This is a genomic window from Chromobacterium vaccinii, from assembly GCF_001855275.1.
Lineage (GTDB): Bacteria > Pseudomonadota > Gammaproteobacteria > Burkholderiales > Chromobacteriaceae > Chromobacterium > Chromobacterium vaccinii.
Window position 1 is genome coordinate 1,176,635 of record NZ_CP017707.1, and the last position, 15,792, is coordinate 1,192,426.

Annotated in this window: 16 protein-coding genes and 1 tRNA gene; 13 read left to right on the top strand and 4 right to left on the bottom strand. The window is 60.2% G+C overall.

Annotated features, from left to right (window positions below; genetic code table 11):
• Positions 1–77 precede the first annotated feature (77 nt).
• Positions 78–1,391: an MFS transporter gene (locus BKX93_RS05190; RefSeq protein WP_046156607.1), complete on the top strand. Its 1,314-nt coding sequence runs from the start codon at positions 78–80 to the stop codon at positions 1,389–1,391.
• Here BKX93_RS05190 and BKX93_RS05195 read toward each other — a convergent pair.
• Positions 1,379–2,179, bottom strand: a complete 801-nt coding sequence (locus tag BKX93_RS05195) for a M90 family metallopeptidase (protein ID WP_235429447.1) — start codon at positions 2,177–2,179, stop codon at positions 1,379–1,381. The genes BKX93_RS05190 and BKX93_RS05195 overlap by 13 nt on opposite strands.
• Before the next feature lie 93 nt (positions 2,180–2,272).
• Here BKX93_RS05195 and BKX93_RS05200 point away from each other — a divergent pair, with 93 nt between their 5' ends.
• The 5 genes from BKX93_RS05200 (at position 2,273) to BKX93_RS05225 (ending at position 8,331) form a co-directional block, all read left to right on the top strand.
• The gene (locus tag BKX93_RS05200; protein ID WP_070979017.1) at positions 2,273–3,478 is read left to right on the top strand and encodes a cation:proton antiporter; all 1,206 of its coding nucleotides are present in this window, start codon (positions 2,273–2,275) and stop codon (positions 3,476–3,478) included.
• A complete protein-coding gene (locus tag BKX93_RS05205; RefSeq protein ID WP_046167506.1) occupies positions 3,471–4,604 on the top strand; it encodes a YbdK family carboxylate-amine ligase in 1,134 nt (377 codons plus the stop codon). The genes BKX93_RS05200 and BKX93_RS05205 overlap by 8 nt, the downstream gene beginning before the upstream one ends.
• 25 nt (positions 4,605–4,629) lie before the next feature.
• Positions 4,630–5,427, top strand: coding sequence for an NAD(+) diphosphatase (gene nudC, locus BKX93_RS05210; RefSeq protein ID WP_070979019.1), 798 nt, complete (start codon positions 4,630–4,632; stop codon positions 5,425–5,427).
• Positions 5,428–5,692: 265 nt separating this feature from the next.
• Positions 5,693–6,928 carry a hypothetical protein gene (locus BKX93_RS05215; RefSeq protein WP_145929278.1) on the top strand — a complete coding sequence of 412 codons (1,236 nt, stop codon included), beginning with the start codon at positions 5,693–5,695 and terminating at the stop codon, positions 6,926–6,928.
• A gap of 297 nt (positions 6,929–7,225) precedes the next feature.
• Positions 7,226–8,331, top strand: a protein-coding gene (locus tag BKX93_RS05225; RefSeq protein ID WP_145929279.1) for an IS3 family transposase whose coding sequence is annotated in 2 segments (ribosomal slippage) — positions 7,226–7,493 and positions 7,493–8,331 — 1,107 coding nt in all. Because the reading frame shifts where the segments join, the coding sequence is not laid out codon by codon here.
• 380 nt (positions 8,332–8,711) lie between these two features.
• On the opposite strand, the gene BKX93_RS24575 is transcribed toward BKX93_RS05225, so the two are convergent.
• On the bottom strand, positions 8,712–9,269 hold the full coding sequence (locus BKX93_RS24575) for a hypothetical protein (RefSeq protein ID WP_145929280.1): 558 nt from the start codon (positions 9,267–9,269) through the stop codon (positions 8,712–8,714).
• Positions 9,270–10,645: 1,376 nt separating this feature from the next.
• Between BKX93_RS24575 and BKX93_RS05240 the strand changes: the two genes are divergently transcribed.
• The 6 genes from BKX93_RS05240 (at position 10,646) to BKX93_RS25490 (ending at position 13,353) form a co-directional block, all read left to right on the top strand.
• Complete coding sequence (locus BKX93_RS05240; protein ID WP_070979028.1) at positions 10,646–11,191, top strand: P-loop NTPase family protein; 546 nt, start codon at positions 10,646–10,648, stop codon at positions 11,189–11,191.
• On the top strand, positions 11,188–11,457 hold the full coding sequence (locus BKX93_RS05245; protein ID WP_070979030.1) for a hypothetical protein: 270 nt from the start codon (positions 11,188–11,190) through the stop codon (positions 11,455–11,457). The genes BKX93_RS05240 and BKX93_RS05245 overlap by 4 nt, the downstream gene beginning before the upstream one ends.
• A gap of 132 nt (positions 11,458–11,589) precedes the next feature.
• Entirely contained in the window at positions 11,590–11,934 is a 345-nt protein-coding gene (locus BKX93_RS05250; protein WP_070979031.1) for a hypothetical protein, read from the top strand.
• Complete coding sequence (locus BKX93_RS25050) at positions 11,931–12,074, top strand: hypothetical protein (protein WP_186009498.1); 144 nt, start codon at positions 11,931–11,933, stop codon at positions 12,072–12,074. Before BKX93_RS05250 ends, BKX93_RS25050 begins: the two co-directional genes overlap by 4 nt.
• Positions 12,074–12,283, top strand: coding sequence for a DUF4224 domain-containing protein (locus BKX93_RS23615; RefSeq protein WP_083340454.1), 210 nt, complete (start codon positions 12,074–12,076; stop codon positions 12,281–12,283). Before BKX93_RS25050 ends, BKX93_RS23615 begins: the two co-directional genes overlap by 1 nt.
• Before the next feature lie 569 nt (positions 12,284–12,852).
• On the top strand, positions 12,853–13,353 hold the full coding sequence (locus BKX93_RS25490) for a tyrosine-type recombinase/integrase (RefSeq protein WP_425304949.1): 501 nt from the start codon (positions 12,853–12,855) through the stop codon (positions 13,351–13,353).
• Positions 13,354–13,424: 71 nt separating this feature from the next.
• Here BKX93_RS25490 and BKX93_RS05260 read toward each other — a convergent pair.
• Both BKX93_RS05260 and BKX93_RS05265 read right to left on the bottom strand, forming a co-directional pair.
• Positions 13,425–13,500: transfer RNA gene (locus BKX93_RS05260), tRNA-Thr, on the bottom strand.
• A 46-nt stretch (positions 13,501–13,546) separates the two neighbouring features.
• Complete coding sequence (locus BKX93_RS05265; protein WP_145929281.1) at positions 13,547–14,143, bottom strand: hypothetical protein; 597 nt, start codon at positions 14,141–14,143, stop codon at positions 13,547–13,549.
• Here BKX93_RS05265 and BKX93_RS05270 point away from each other — a divergent pair.
• Positions 14,142–15,749 (top strand): methyl-accepting chemotaxis protein, encoded by a 1,608-nt coding sequence (locus BKX93_RS05270; RefSeq protein ID WP_070979035.1) that lies wholly within the window; start codon positions 14,142–14,144, stop codon positions 15,747–15,749. The two genes, BKX93_RS05265 and BKX93_RS05270, sit on opposite strands and share 2 nt — an antisense overlap.
• Positions 15,750–15,792 lie beyond the last annotated feature (43 nt).

Here is a 15,792-nt window from a genome sequence, read left to right on the forward strand (position 1 = left end):
AATCTGCTCGGCACGACCTTACATTCCACAACCATACGGTCGATACATAACCATACCAAGACAAAGGAAATCGCCGCATGGACACCCGCTCCCTCTCGCCGCACCGCCCATTGAACCGGCAGGACTGCAAGACGCTGTTTCTGGCCGCGCTGGGCGGCGCGCTGGAGTTCTACGACTTCATCATCTTCGTGTTTTTCGCCGTGGTGCTGGGCAAGCTGTTCTTCCCGCCGTCCATGCCGGACTGGCTGAGCCAGCTGCAAACCTTCGGCATCTTCGCCGCCGGCTATCTGGCGCGCCCGCTGGGCGGCATCGTGATGGCGCATTTCGGCGACCTGATGGGCCGCAAGCGCATGTTCACGCTGAGCATCGTGCTGATGGCGCTGCCGACGCTGGCCATGGGCATGCTGCCCACCTATCACGAAATCGGCATGGCCGCTCCGCTGCTGCTGCTGGCGATGCGCATCCTGCAGGGCGCGGCGATAGGCGGCGAAGTGCCGGGAGCCTGGGTGTTCGTCGCCGAACACGCGCCGGCGCGCCACACTGGCTTCGCCTGCAGCGTGATCACCTCCGGCCTGACCATAGGCATCCTGCTGGGCTCGCTGATCGCCACTGCGATCAACCTGGCTTTCAGCCCGCAACAGATCGCCGACTGGGCATGGCGCGTGCCCTTCCTGGTGGGCGGCGTGTTCGGCTTGGTGGCGATGCAGCTGCGCCAATGGCTGCACGAGACGCCGGTTTTCGCCGAGATGCAGGCGCGCAAGGCCCTGTCCGAGGAGCTGCCGCTGAAAACCGTGCTGAAGAAGCATAAGGCCGCCGTCGCGCTGTCGATGTTCGTCACCTGGTTCCTTGCCATCTCCATCGTCGTCGCCATCCTGATGGCGCCGGCCTATCTGCAAAAGCAGTTCGGCCTGCCGGCGGTGGACACGCTGCGCGCCAACAGCCTGGCCATCGTCGCGCTGACGCTGGGCTGCCTGGTGGCGGGCGTGTCCAGCGACCGCCTGGGCAGCGGCCCCACCTTCATCGGCGGCAGCCTGCTGCTGGCGGTCAGCAGCTACGCGTTCTACTCGTCGATGGCGGCGCACGCCGGCCAGCTGTACACCCTGTATCCGCTGCTGGGCTTCAGCGTGGGCATCGTCGGCGCGGTGCCGCTGGTGATGGTGCGCGCCTTCCCGCCGCAGGTGCGCTTCTCCGGCCTGTCCTTCTCGTATAACGTCGCCTACGCCTTCGCCGGCGGACTCACCCCCATCCTGCTGTCCATCTGGCTGAAGTACGATGCGCTGGCGCCGGCCTACTACCTGATGCTGCAATGCCTGATCGGCCTGCTGGTGGGCTGCTACCTGCTGTTCGCGGGCAGGAAAACCGGCTCGGCGGCGCTGGCTCAGGAAGGCTGAACCGGCATCACGCTGGTCTCGTCCACCGGGGGCAGCCTGGCCGCCGGGTCCTGGCGATAGAACTGGCTCAGCAGCCGGTACAGCTCGGGATAATCCCGCCGCGCCAGATGCGGAATCTCGAAGAAGGCCTCGCTGAGCACGGCGAAGAATTCGGCCGGGTTCTCGCTGGCGTACGGGTCCAGCCAGCCCTCCACCCCGTGGTCCACCTCGCGGCAGAACTGCCGGTAGGCCTGGTTCCAGGCCCGGCTCCACGCGGCGCGGTCCATGCCCTTGTGCAAGGGCGGCGCGCCGTTGGCCGGTCCGTCCAGCATGTCGAACTGGTGGGCCGTCTCGTGGATCACCACGTTCCAGCCGTCCAGCAACGGCGATTCGTTGACGTCCGGCCAGGAAAACACCAGCGGTCCCTGGTAGTGCGCCTGGCCGATCAGCACCTGCTCGCCCTCGTGGGTGAGCCCTATCCCGTCCTGCCAGCGGTTGCGCGCCACGAACGGGGCCGGGTACAGTATCGCCTCGCGCCAGTTTTCATAGGCGCGCATGCCCAGGTTCATGCCCGGCAACGCCAGTTGCAGGGCCAGCCGGCAGCGCATGGCGTCGTCCACTTCCATGTCTTCCAGGCCGGTGATGGTCTTGGCCAGCAGCAGTTCGCCGGCCAGCTTGACCAAACGGTCTGTTTCTTCGGTCGACAAACCGACCAGCAGCGGCATGCCGCCCGCCTCGTCCCGCAACCGCGACAGCAAGGCGGCCGGTATCCGTTTGCCGCCCAGGCGGCGCATCCAGTCTAATAGCATGAACTCTTGGCTCGGAATCGCGTCAGTCATTGATACCTTAGGGCGGGGAAGGAGCAATTCAATGCCCCGCCCCGCAATACAGGAGAAACCATAATGCCCCTCCCTCTCTGGCACAATCTGATGCTGAACCCGCTGGCAGCGTTCGGCATTCTGCTGGCGCTGGGCGTGATAGGCGGCCAGATCGCGGTGCGCGTGGCGCGCCTGCCCGCCATCACCGGCTACATCGTCACCGGCCTCATCATCGGCCCCTACAATCTCAACCTGCTCAATCAGCAATTGCTGAACGAAGCCTCGCTGTTCGTGCAGCTGGCGCTGGGCATCGCGCTGTTCGAAGCCGGCCGCCGCGTGGACCTGCGCTGGCTGCGGGTGGAGAAAACCCTGCTCGCCACCACCCTGCTCTACTGCCTGCTGGTGTTCGGCGCGCTGTTCGCGCTGCTGAACGGCAACGGCTTCGGCGCGCCGGCCAGCCTGATGCTGGCGGCGTTGGGCATGGCCACCTCGCCCATCGTGGTGCTAGAGATCGTGCGCGAATCGCGCGCCGACGGCCAGGTCAGCGAGCGGCTGCTGACCGCCACCGCGCTGTCCAGCCTGCTGGCGATGGCCGGCTTCGCGCTGGCGCTGTCCTACACCCATCTTTCCGCCGACCACAGCGTGGAAGACGGCATCCTGATGCCGGGCTGGCTGATCCTGGGCTCGGTGGCGCTGGGCCTGGTCGCCGGCCTGGTCATCACCCAGCTCAACCGCTGGCTGGGCGGCCACCAGCGCGAGGCGCAGCGCGTGCTGCTGTTCGGCCTGATCGCGCTGCTGGTCGGCGCCGCCGACATGCTGCAGCTGCTGGCCCTACTAGCGCTGCTGGTGGCCGGCATGAGCACCCGCACGCTGCGCCACGGCTACACCGTCAGCGAGCCCGGCATCCTGTCGCTGAGCCATGTTTTCACCGTCGCCTTCTTCGTCTCCGCCGGTGCCCACCTGTCGCCGCAGGCGCTGGCCTCGCACTGGCAACTGGCGCTGCTGTGCCTGATCCTGCGCAGCGGCATCGGCATGCTGGTGTGGTGGCTGGCCGCGCGCGGCAACGGCCTCTCCCGCAAACAGGGAGCCTGGCTGGGGCTGGCGCTCAGCCCGATGAACAGCGGCTCCGCGCTGCTGCTGGGCCTGGGCATCGTGTCGCTGGGCGAAGCCGCCGCCAGCTTCAGCGCGGCGCTGATGGCCGCGCTGCTGATCAACGAGATCGTCGCCCCCGTCCTCACCCGGCTGGCCTTGCGCCTGGCCGGCGAAACCGCAGGAGCCAGCCATGCTTGAATTCAACCAAAGCCAGCCGCTCACCCTGGGCGTGGAGCTGGAACTGATGATACTGAACCGCCGCGACTACAATCTCACCCGCGGTTCCGACGATCTGCTGCTGCAGATCAACCGCAAGCCGCACGGCTTCGACATCAAGCCCGAGATCACCCAGGGCATGATAGAAATCGGCACCGCTGTCCATAGCGACGTCAACGCGATGCTGGAAGAGCTGCTCGCCATTCGCAAGCTGCTGGTGGACAGCGCCCACAAGCTCAATCTGGGCCTGGCCGGCGGCGGCGCCCATCCGTTCCAGCACTGGGAAGACCAGCGCATCTACCCCAAGGAACGCTACCACCTGGTGTCCGAGCTGTATGGCTACCTGGCCAAGCAGTTCACCGTCTACGGCCAGCACATTCACATCGGCTGTCCGGACGGCGACGCCGCGGTGCGGCTCACCCACTACCTGGCCCGCTATATCCCGCACTTCATCGCGCTGTCGGCGTCATCGCCGTTCCACCAGGGCGTGGACACCTCGTTCCAGACTTCGCGGCTGACCAGCGTCAACGCCTTCCCGCTGTCCGGCTGCATGCCGGTGGTGGATAGCTGGAGCGCGTTCAACGACTACTTCGAGCGGATGGAGGCGCTGGGCATCGTCGCCAGCATGAAGGACTTCTATTGGGACATCCGGCCCAAGCCGGAATACGGCACCGTGGAAATCCGCATCTGCGACACCCCGCTTTCCATCGAGACCCCGGTGCTGCTGGCCGCCTACGCCCAGATGCTGGCTCGGCGCTGCTTCGAGGAAGAGTGGAACGACATCTGCTCCGAGCCCTACCTCACCTATAGCTACAACCGCTTCCAGGCCTGCCGCTTCGGCTTCGACGGCGTGATGGTGGATGCCCGCTCCAAGAACCAGCTGGGACTGCAGGAAGACCTGCTGGACACGCTGCGCGCGCTGGAACCGCACGCCGAGGCGCTGGGCAGCCAGCACCAATTGGCGGCGCTGCGCCAGCGGGCATTAAAATGCCACAGCGACAGCCGCTGGCTGCGCCAGGTGTTCGAACAGAGCGGCTCGCTGAGCGAAGTGGTGCGGCGCCAGAGCGAGCACTGGATGTACGCCGAGCCGGGAGTCGGCGTAAACTGAGCGATTCCAATCGGATCGCCCCTTTATGCCTTTCGAACTCCCGCAACAGCCGGCGCCGGAACTGCCCGCGCGCTGGTGCGTCTTCAACGGCGGCCTGCTCTGGCTGCAAAACCAGCAGTTGCCGCCACATCCGCCTGCCGGCTGCGCGCTGACCGGCCAGCGCTTTCTCGGCATCCACGAAGGCAGCAATCTGTTCATGGCGGACCTGGTCGGCGAAGCTCCGCCGCAAGCGGGAGAATGGCTGTCTCTGCGGCCGGCGCTGATGGCCATGCCCGCGGCCCAGGTGCAGGCGGCCGCCCGCGCCGCCCAGCTGCGCCAGTTCTTCCACAGCCACCGTTTCTGCGGCCACTGCGCCACGCCGCTGGCGGCAAACAGCGACCAGCTGGGCCGTCACTGCCCCAGTTGCGGCCAGCTGTACTACCCCCGCATCTCCCCCGCCATGATGGTGCTGGTCCGCCGCGGCCGCGAACTGCTGCTGGCCCGCAGCCCGCATTTCACGCCCGGCATGTACAGCGCGCTGGCCGGCTTCGTCGAACCGGGCGAAACGCTGGAAGAGTGCGTGCACCGCGAAACCTTGGAGGAAGTGGGCATCAAGGTGAAAAACCTGCGCTACGCCTTCTCCCAGTCCTGGCCTTTCCCGCACTCGCTGATGCTGGCCTTCACCGCGGAATACGACGGCGGAGACATCCGTCCGCAAGAAGGCGAAATCGAGGACGCCGGCTGGTTCGACATCGACGCGCTGCCGATGCTGCCCACGCCGATCTCCATCGCCCATCACCTGATCGCGCATGGGCGCGAGCTGATCCGCAATCAGCAAGCATAAGCCGCTCGCCAAACCTGAATCGGAGGGCGCGCCATCCCTCCGATCCAGCGCCCCCTCCCGGATTCGACAAACCGTCTCAAAAGAAACGCCCGCTATGGAAATGCCCAGCGCAGGCATCCGCCGGTACGTCCCCACGCCGTCTTTCATGAACAAGGCCGCGAACTGTCCATTGCCGCTGCGAGGAAAATTCAAATAGAATATTTACTCGAGAAAAACATTGCAAAATGCTGCTCGCCTTGCCTACTCCCGGATGAAAGAATCGATCGTGAAACAAAAAAATCTGCTGAACCTTGCCCTGACGATAAGCCTGCCCCTTGCCTGCGCAACCGCGCAGGCGGCCGCCATGACCGTGGACAGCCTGGACGGACCGGTCACCCGCAACGAAATCCAGTCCTTCGTCAATTACGCGCAGGGGCTGCAACCGGGCGCGTCCAATGTCGACAACGAATGGGCGCAAGGCCGCAGCGGCGAAAACCTGAAAGCCATGGCCCTGGTTTACGACATCGCGCCGAGCCAGCCCCTGCTGGACAAGATGGTGTCCTTCTGCGACGCGCTGCTGTCGGAACGCAACGACATCCTGCCGGCTCCAGCTGGCCAGCGAGTGATCTGGACCGGCCGCATCGATCCGGTATGGCCGAACAAGCCGGACGTCAGCCCGATCCAAACCGGCGGCGAACAAGGCGACCCGGTGGGCCACTTGGGCAACTGCGCCAGGCAGATCCTGAAAACCACTGCGGTATACAATCAGAAAGTGGCCGGCGACCCCTTCCATTTCGGCGCCACCTATCTTCAGCGCGCAAAGACCTACCTTAGCCAAGCCGACAAGACGGTTGACCAGCACATCCTGAAATCGCTGATCAAGCTGACCGACGGCAACCGCATGTACTTCGCCGCCAACGCGCCATACAAAGCCGGCCTGCCTGTGCCGTGGAACCAGCAGATGATGTTCGGCTACGGCTTCCTCAACCTGGCACAGGCGCATGAACTGCTGAAAGACGACCCGGCCCGCGTCAAACGCTACGACCAGATCCTGCAAGCCAATCTGGACTGGTTCCTCCAGTCCGGCCTCACCCGCTACACCGACAAGGCCGGCCGCCCCGCCTACGATTGGGGCTACACCATGCCCGACACCTCCGGCGAAGACAACAACCATGGCAGCCTGGATACCGCCGGCCTGTATCGGCTGTATCAAAGCGGACGCTACGGCCTGCAAGCCGCGCAGCTGGTGCCCATCGCCAACACCGTGCTCGACGTGATGCGCCTGGGCGACCGCCACTACGCCGGCCGCCTCAACGGCACCACCGGCGCCGGCAACAGCAAGGACACCAACTACCTGCGCAGCGGCTTCCTGTTCACCGCGCTGTTCCAGCCCAGCGCCTACTACACCATGATGAGCGACGCCGGCATCCAGGATGGCAGCAACGCCTCCCGCATCGACGCCTTCTCGCGCTTCCTGGCGGTGAAAGCCGCGCGCGCGACCGGCGGTGCCAAACAGAAATAATAGCGCCGCCCCCAGCGTCTTGCCAAAAACAAACCGCACAGCTCGCTGTGCGGTTTTATTTTTAGCTGCTTCGTAGCGAAGTTAATCCCGCAAACAACTTTTGGCTATTTAACGAAACCCTCTTCCTTCAGTTTTTCCGCTGGCCCGCTTCATGTTCTTGGACTGAGCAGCCGGTGGACATATTCCCCGCGGGTATTGTATTAGCCGCGCACCCGGCCATATGGTGACCTCCTCCCGCAAAAACGTAGCGGCGAAAAGTAGAGATTTCTGGCAAATTTAAGCCCATCCGGGCAGGAGATTTGTCATGAAAAATCGAAGTTCACCGAAGAACAGATTGCCTTCGCCTTGCGCCAGGCGGAGTCCGGTACCACCGTCGCCGAGGTCTGCCGCAAGATGGGCGTCTCCGAAGCCACCTTCTACAACTGGAAGAAGCAATACGGCGGCCTGGGTGTCAGCGAATTGCGCCGCCTGAAACAACTGGAAGAAGAGAACGCCCGCCTCAAGCGCATGGTCGCCGACCTGAGCCTGGACAAGCAGATGCTGCAGGAAGTCATCCAAAAAAAGCTGTGAGGCCGGCTCGCAAACGCGAGCTGGCGAACTTCCTGATCGACGCCTACCGCGTCAGCATCCATCGCGCCACCGCTGTCATTCAACTGCGGCAAGCTACCTATTTTTATCGCCCTCACCCTCGAGACGATCGTGCGGAGCGGCAGCGAATCCGCGAGATCGCCGCCACCCGCATTCGTTATGGCGCGCGCCGCATCCATGTCCTGCTGCGGCGTGAGGGCTGGCAGATCAATCACAAGAAGACCTACCGGATCTACTGCGAGGAGGGGTTGAACCTCCGGCGCAAACGGCCCAAGCGGCGAGTGGCGGCCGCACACCGGCAAGCTCGGCCGGCGGTCTCCAGTTTGAATGCCTGCTGGAGCATGGATTTCGTCGCCGATCAGTTGTTCAACGGCCAGAAAATCCGGGTCTTGACTGTGGTGGATAATTTTAGTCGGGAGAGCTTGGCGATCACGGTGGATTTCGCGCTGAAAGCCGCAGACGTGGTTGCTACGATGCAGCATGTGCAAGCCTTGCGCGGGACGCCGCAACGGATTCAGGTCGACAACGGCAGCGAGTTTATTTCCCTGGCGCTGGACCAGTGGGCCTATGAGCAAGGCGTCACGCTGGACTTCTCACGACCAGGGAAACCCACGGATAATGCCTTTATCGAGTCATTTAACGGCAGTCTGCGGGATGAGTGCCTGAATGTGCATTGGTTTTTATCGCTGGATGACGCACGTGAAAAGATCGAGCGTTGGCGGCAGGATTACAACGAATTCAGGCCGCACAGTTCGCTGGGCGACCAGACCCCGAGCGAGTTCAGACTTGCTCACCTTGAAGCCGGAAATCTCTAGACTAGACCGCTCGGTTAGCCGGGAGGAGGTCACACCCCAAAAAGAAACGCCCCAGCCAAAGCCAGGGCACTCATCCTGTATAAACCGCCAGAAATGCAAAAGCCCAAGCTGCTAGCTTGGGCTTTTGGAAAAACTTGTGGCAGTCCTGACGACATTCCATTAGGAAATCTGGAGACGATCAAGCCTCGGTCAACTTGCCGCCTTCATTTTCTTTTTTTCATAATAGACACGCACCATAAAGAGCATAGTCATGTACACAAAGAGAGAGGGGGTAATAAACTTTTCAGCAGTATCCCATGTCATCAGGAATAACGCCCTACCTACCAAACACCCGACTACCGCCTGCACCAAGCACTTTAAATACAGATTACTTTTCATCTTCAATCACCGCCTTCGCCGCCACCAATACCACCCGCATTGGATACAGGCCCAGCACTCACATGGCCGACAGAAGCAGACCTACCTGCATTTGCCCGGCCTCCATCACCATGCCCCGCGCCATCAAAGTTAGGCCCAAAATACAGAATAGGCCCCGCCGTAACAACCGGGTGTTTCTTAGCCTCTTGAGCAATTTGGCCAATTAAATTGTTAACTACTTGACTCGTCGCGTCCCCCGAATAAATCACAGCAGGCACACACAGTACACTTGCAAGCCCCGAAGTAGCTCCCTCACATGTCACTGCAACCACGCCACCAACTACAGCAGCAGCCGCGCCAGCCAAAGCGTTGCCCAGCGTGTACCCCGCGGGCATTATCGGAATAGGTGTTTGCGCTGCAGCAGTAAATCCTGCGGCCGCCAATGGCTTATATGTTGCTTGCTCTGCTTGGGCAGGAGGATTTGCAGCCGCCGCAGCAGCAACCGCTTCTGCACTTAATTTGACAAGGACCGAAGGTACTTGATTCGACTGCGCAGCCGATGCCTGAATGGTGGCAATCACATTCGCAATGTCTTGGAGCAGGAGTTAGATTATTCAAGCCTATCGCGCGAGTTAAATCAGCCATACTTGCCATACTTATTGAAGCCATGACAACAAATTCTCAAGAAATATTAATTTGACATAATACAGCAATGCCATTTCCCGGCATCACATAAATGTGTGCTAAGTGTTGCAAGACCCCATCAAATTGTTGCAATTTCATGACAGAATTAAGTAATGGTTTATTATAAATAAACCAAATTCAAATTCCCAATTGAAAAGCTAAGTTGCTAACACTCACAACACCTGCCACGAAGGGCCAAAATCAAAGCAAACCAGAATGCAAAAAGCCCAAGCGATTAAGCTTGGGCTTCTTCCGGGCGCGAAAAAGGTGGCCTACGCCACCTGTTCTGAACGCCGTACGGCGGTTTGCATCAATTGTGGGCGAGATACTACCGCCGCTCGCGACGATCTGCAAGCAATAATTCTGGCATGTTGCTCAATCTTTTTGGCTCCACGCAGCATCAAATACCAGAAATCACGGCCATTGATACCAGTTTCCTTCAATCAATAGACGACTTTGCGATGCCCTATGGCAGAAATACCCGCGCAATAGTTTTTTCTCTATTCGCGACACCGGCAACATTGCCCAGGCCGACTCGATCAAGCCGGCGTCCACCGGATCAAGCATTGCTCTTGGCTGCGACTGACTTTCCCGGATGCATGCATCGCAGGGCCTCTCGTCTTCATAACACTCAGGGCACCGACAAGAGCGAAACAACCCCTCCAATCCGCCAGAACGCCCTGCACGAAAACTGCCACGCTGACACGCTCCCCAATTTTGAAAACGGCCAAGAAGGTACTCGGGAAAATCTGTCTTACGAACAACTTCTACCAACATTTCATGAACTCCCCATTTACCCACTGAGGAATCCCCTAGCCCGGTCAGCCTTGCCGCCAGGCTTTATTTGAACCGCGATTTTACCATGTAGCGGCTGGCAAACCCGGAGGGATTGCCAACCTTTTCACCCTACCCTTCCGCTTGGGCAATATGCATCCTTCCGCCTTGGAGCATGGCCAGCAGCTTTTTCACCTGCTCCCGCCCCGACCGTCTTTCGGCGTCCGACATCACAGAGCCCGTCAGCAATAAATGGCGCTCCTCTACCGACTGAGCTGGCAACAAGGCCTGCGCCTGGCCAGCCGGCAAACGCCCCAGCTCCACAGCTCGCACAATTTCGGACGCCCGGCGATCCGCATCATTTCCCGCACTGACCCGCCACGATACCGACCGCCGCTCACCGCGGGCATCGGACACAATCCGCTCGGACGCAGTCAATCGCACCCTCAGCCGCACGCACGCCCTCAACGCTACCGCCATTGAGCTGCTGGACGATGGCATGCAAATCAATCCGCGCAACTTTGACACCTTGGTGGCCAGACTGATCGATAGCGAGACGGACGCAGTAATAGACGTGGGCAGCAACGGCTTCTTGCCATTGATGCACTACCTGGCCACGTCCGGCGCTGTCGAATTCCTGGCTATGAACAGCGTGCGCGTGCGACTGCATATCATCGTCGCCGGCGGCGACGAACTGACCGACACATCCACCGGCCTTGCAACCATGATGCGCCTGGTTGATGCGCCGGCAGTCGTTTGGCTCAACGAACACTTTGGCCCCGTCGTGAAAAACGGTAAGACCTTTGAAGAGTCTGCCATCTATCAAGAGTTCGCGCCGCGCATCTACGGAATCATCACCATGCCGCGCCTCGACGCAGCCACAACCGGCCGCGACCTGATCGAAATGAAAGAGCTGGGCCTGACCTGCGAAGAGGCAATGACACACCCCCAATTTGCCGGCATGCCAGGCTTCCGCATCTTGCGCACCTGGAACCAGATCCTCGACAGCGTAGCAGCTGCAACCATGGAGACCATCAACGCATGAACACCCAAATCACCGCCGCCGGCCAGTCCCCTGCCATTGAGCAAACCCTCCGCGACCTCGCCCGCGAGACAGCCCTGATGCAACTCACACTGGACGACAGAACGGCCCTCTCTCCCGGCCAGCTGGTACAGACCGGCCTTATCCATGCAGCCAACAACGAGCTATCTCTGAACGACCCGGATAGCTACATTGCGCTGCTGAAAATTTCGGCCAGGCTGCTGATTGCAAGTCGCAATGTCACATGTCACCCCATGGACGACCAGTAATGACGCTTCCTCTCATCCTCGCCGGACTGATCGCAAGCAAGAGCACCCTGGCCGCCATCGCCATCAGCGCAATCAAGCAAGCCGACAGCAAGCCCGTTCGGCTTCGTCGCTGCTATCAAATTCGGGGCTAGCATGGATATCTTGGACGCTATCACCAGCAAAGCCGGCGCGATACACGACGCGCAAGAGCAGATCAAACGCGACTGCGCCGAGTTCGTAGAGCTGCTACAAGACATCAACAACCGCCCGCACTCTACCGTTGAACGGCAAGCCGTCCGCCTGGCCTCTTCGCCGGAACCATGCGCGCACATCTCGGCAATCGTCGCCGGCATTCGGCTTAACGAACTGGACGAACTAGCAAAGCGCCGAGGGCTTCGCGCATCTGCTTCCAGCAAATCCACGTCGGTCTTCGTTTTCAACGCCACCGCCAACCTGCTGCAACTGGACGGCGTAATGCACAGCCACCCACCAGCATGACGCCCGGCAACAGCGAACAGCTGGTCGCCGCCTCCCATGACGCCCGCGCGCTGGGGACACCGGTTCAAGGCTCGCTCTTTCTGGAAAAATCACGGCAGTTTCTCGCCAAGGTCGAGGAAATGAAAAAGGAAAATAATTAATGAAAACAATAGCATACCAACTCTTTCTCTCTCAGGAAGAAGTTGCGCAATTGACCGGAAGAAAATTTAGAAACCTACAAATTGGCACATTAAAACTGATGGGCATTTCATTTCAGGTAAATGCATCGGGCTGGCCCATCGTAGTTCGATCGATCATCGAACCTGTAAAGACCAACAAGAGTAACCCAGCAAATAGAAGCCCAAAATAGGAACCATCCGTATTATCGAAAGCGAGTTAGAAAATGGGACGAAAGCCGACAGTTAATCTAAATCTCCCCAAAGGCATGAGAAGGAGAAAACAAAGAAGCGGCAAAGTCTATTATTACTACGACGCAGGCGGCAAGCCGCGAAATGAACTACCGCTAGGAGAGGACTACACTGAAGCCGTCCGAAAGTGGGCAGCGCTAGAAATGACTAAAGCCCCAAAATGCGCAAAGCAAAATTACAAAGACGCGCGTGATAAATATGCAATGGAAGTCATCCCTAAAAAAGCCACCGCTCCCAACAAAACAACTTAGGTGAATTAAAACACCTAGATAAGCTCTTTGGCAACCCACCCGCCCCATCAGATGAAATTGAGCCACATCATTTTGCAAAGTACATGGAGTGGAGATCAAACACTCCTGTTGCCGCAAATAGGGAGAAGGCTTTATTTTCCCACATGTGGAATATGTGGCGCAGCTAGGGACTAACCTCCCAACCAAACCCCTGCACTGGCATTAAAGGATATCGAGAAAGGGGGAGGAAGGATGTTTATATAGAAGACGTTGCTGCAGATATTGCATACAAACACGCAAGCCAATCGCTACAAGATTCATTCGATTTAGCCTACTCTACAGGTCAACGCCCTGCCGATGTTTTAAAAATGGGCGAAACAGACATCACTGGCGATCTGCTATGGGTAGTGCAGAACAAGACTAAAAAGAAAATAAGAATCAAAATTCAAGGAGCATTAAAAGCTCTAATTCTCCGAATAACAATGAGGAAGGCGCTATTAAACTCAACCACTAAAAAACTACTTGTCAATGAAAAGGGCGAGGCTCTGTCTAAAAACATGCTGAGGAACCGATTTGACAAAGCACGTGACGACGCGATTAAAGCCCATCCCGACCTGGAACAGAAAATCAGGCAGTATCAGTTTAGGGATTTGCGAGCAAAGGCCGGCACAGACATAGGCGATCGGGAAAAAGCGCAGGGCCTGCTAGGACACACTTCTATGACGATGACCGAGCACTATCTGAGGGACCGCGCTGGCGACATCGTGACCCCGACAAGGTAATTTTGCGGAGCAAGGTAGTTTTTGCGGAGCAAATGGAAAGGGCCTTGTATCGCTACAAGGCCCTTAGAATATGGTGCCGGCGGCAGGAATCGAACTCGCGACCCCCTGATTACAAGTCAGGTGCTCTACCAACTGAGCTACACCGGCGAAGAGAGACGCATTATGCCCGGCTGTTTATTGCTTGGCAAGAGCCTCAGCGCTTTTTCTTGTGCTTATGATGCGGCTTGGCGGCTGCCTTCTTGTTATGGACCTTATGCTTATGCGCTTTGGCGGGATTTTGGGCTTTCTTTTGAGCGTGATGCTTGGCCTGCCCTTTTTTCAGATGCTTGCCGCCTGCTTGGGCGCGCTTGTTTTTGGCGGCATGCTTGGATTTCGCGTGGTGCGGCTTGGCTGCATGTTTTTTGGCGTGGGCCTTGCCGGATTTGGCATGCGGGACCTTGGCTTTGCGCTGCTGCGCATGGGCGGCAGGCTTGGAAACGTGGCTTGGCGCTGCTTTGGCGCGGGGCTGGTGCAGCGGCTTGGCTGCGGGGGCGGGCTGGAAGTCGCCAGGCAGCGGCTGGTCTTCCGGCTCTGCGTGGCTCAATGGACTGGCGATTGCCAGGCCGATGGCGATGAACGGGCTTATCAGCTTGATCAGGTTCATTTTTTTATCGGATTCGTTTGAGGGAAACCGTTGATCGGAATCATGGCGGTATTTGCCTATATTAGCATGAGTGCGGAAGGCGGCCAGAAACCGGGGCCGGCCGAAGCCGCGTAACGAAGGATGTGCTGGATCAGGAGTGACTGCCATGAAGCTTTCCACCCGCCTGGGCATTCTGGTATTTAACGCAGGCCTGGGCCTTATCGTATTGGCGGACGTCGCCTTGTACAGCCTGCATGATTCGCAGCTGGAAGACCGCCGTTCTCAGATTCGCACCTTGCTGACGCTTGCGGGACAGCAGGTTTCTCATTTCCAGAAGCTGGAGCAGTCCGGCAAGCTGTCCCGGCCGGAAGCGCAGCGGCGGGCGATCGAGGCGATGAGCAGCCTGCGCGACAAGGGCACTTACGTTTTCGCCCGCGGCAGCGACAACCTGGTGCTGGTACACCCGGACAAGCGCAAGCTGGGCAAGAACGACCCCGGCGAAAAGCTGCCGGACGGACGCACGCTGGTGCAGGCTTACGAAGACGTGCTGCGCGACGCCGATTTCGGCTTCGTGCAGATCCGCACCCGCCGCCCCAATGGCGACGTGCCGCTGCCCAAGCTCAACGCGGTGATGCGCATCCATGGCTGGAACTGGACCATAGGCACCGGGGTGTTCCTGGATGATGTCGACCAGGTGTTCGACAGGCTGGCGCTGCGGCTGCTGCTGATCGGCGCGGGGGTGCTGGCGGTGGTGATCGCGATGGCCTGGCTGGTGGCCCGCTCGATCTACGCCGTGATAGGCGGGGAGCCTTATGACGCTTCGCGCACGGCGCTGGACATCGCGGCCGGCGATTTGACCTTGAGCGTGAAAAGCGAAGGCCGCGGCAGCCTGATGGAGGCGATCGCGACGATGCAGGCCAGCCTGCGCGGCATGATACAGAGCCTGCAGCGCGGCGCGACCGATCTGGAGCGCGCGGTAGGCGGCCTGAGCGGCCAGGTGGAGCGCATCAACGACGCGGCGCACCAATCGCTGCTGGCGACGCAAGGCACCTCCCGCGAGATCGAATCCATGGCGGCTTGCAGCAATCAAGTGAGCGCCTGCGCGGGAGAAACGGAGAGCGATTCGCTGCGGTCCTGCCGGCTGGCCGGCGAAGGCGAGAAGCTGGCGATGCTGGCGGCGGACGAAATCCAGCTTGTATCGGGACAGATCGCCAGCGCGTCTTCGCTGATCGGCGGCCTGACCGACCGCTCCCGCGAGATAGACGGCATCGCCGGCGAGATCAAGGAAATCGCCGACCAGACCAATCTGCTGGCCTTGAACGCGGCGATAGAGGCGGCAAGAGCCGGAGAGACCGGGCGCGGTTTCGCCGTAGTGGCGGACGAAGTGCGCAAGCTGGCCGAGCGCAGCGCCCAAGCCACGGAAAGAATCACCGGCATGGTGAGGCGGATCCAGGAGGATACCGGCTCCGTGGCGGACAGCATGAGCGAGGTGAGGCCGCTGGTGGCCCGCGGCGTGGAGCGCGCGAAAGAGGCCGCCCAGGCGCTGCGCGAGATCAACCAGGGCGCCGAACACACGCTGGACCAGATCCGCACAATGGCAAAGGTGGCCACGGAGCAGGCTGAGGCCGGGCATAGCGTCGCCACCAACGTGGCGTCCATCTCCCAGATGGTGGACGCGTCCCAAGCCTCGGTATCCGAAGTGAACGGCAATGTCGAGGCGCTGTCCGCGCTGGCCCACCAGCTCAAGGACTCGGTGGCCAAATTCCGTCTGTGATCAGCGCTCCTGTCCTATCCGAGCGACAGGCAGCCCGCTGCGG

What these genes read in the sequence shown, in the direction of transcription:
- BKX93_RS05190 (WP_046156607.1), top strand. Translation starts at nt 78, where the DNA reads ATGGACACCCGCTCCCTCTCGCCGCACCGCCCATTGAACCGGCAGGAC.
- BKX93_RS05195 (WP_235429447.1), bottom strand. Translation starts at nt 2,179, where the DNA reads ATGCTATTAGACTGGATGCGCCGCCTGGGCGGCAAACGGATACCGGCC.
- BKX93_RS05200 (WP_070979017.1), top strand. Translation starts at nt 2,273, where the DNA reads ATGCCCCTCCCTCTCTGGCACAATCTGATGCTGAACCCGCTGGCAGCG.
- BKX93_RS05205 (WP_046167506.1), top strand. Translation starts at nt 3,471, where the DNA reads ATGCTTGAATTCAACCAAAGCCAGCCGCTCACCCTGGGCGTGGAGCTG.
- nudC (WP_070979019.1), top strand. Translation starts at nt 4,630, where the DNA reads ATGCCTTTCGAACTCCCGCAACAGCCGGCGCCGGAACTGCCCGCGCGC.
- BKX93_RS05240 (WP_070979028.1), top strand. Translation starts at nt 10,646, where the DNA reads ATGCAAATCAATCCGCGCAACTTTGACACCTTGGTGGCCAGACTGATC.
- BKX93_RS05245 (WP_070979030.1), top strand. Translation starts at nt 11,188, where the DNA reads ATGAACACCCAAATCACCGCCGCCGGCCAGTCCCCTGCCATTGAGCAA.
- BKX93_RS05250 (WP_070979031.1), top strand. Translation starts at nt 11,590, where the DNA reads ATGGATATCTTGGACGCTATCACCAGCAAAGCCGGCGCGATACACGAC.
- BKX93_RS25050 (WP_186009498.1), top strand. Translation starts at nt 11,931, where the DNA reads ATGACGCCCGGCAACAGCGAACAGCTGGTCGCCGCCTCCCATGACGCC.
- BKX93_RS23615 (WP_083340454.1), top strand. Translation starts at nt 12,074, where the DNA reads ATGAAAACAATAGCATACCAACTCTTTCTCTCTCAGGAAGAAGTTGCG.
- BKX93_RS05270 (WP_070979035.1), top strand. Translation starts at nt 14,142, where the DNA reads ATGAAGCTTTCCACCCGCCTGGGCATTCTGGTATTTAACGCAGGCCTG.
- BKX93_RS05265 (WP_145929281.1), bottom strand. Translation starts at nt 14,143, where the DNA reads ATGGCAGTCACTCCTGATCCAGCACATCCTTCGTTACGCGGCTTCGGC.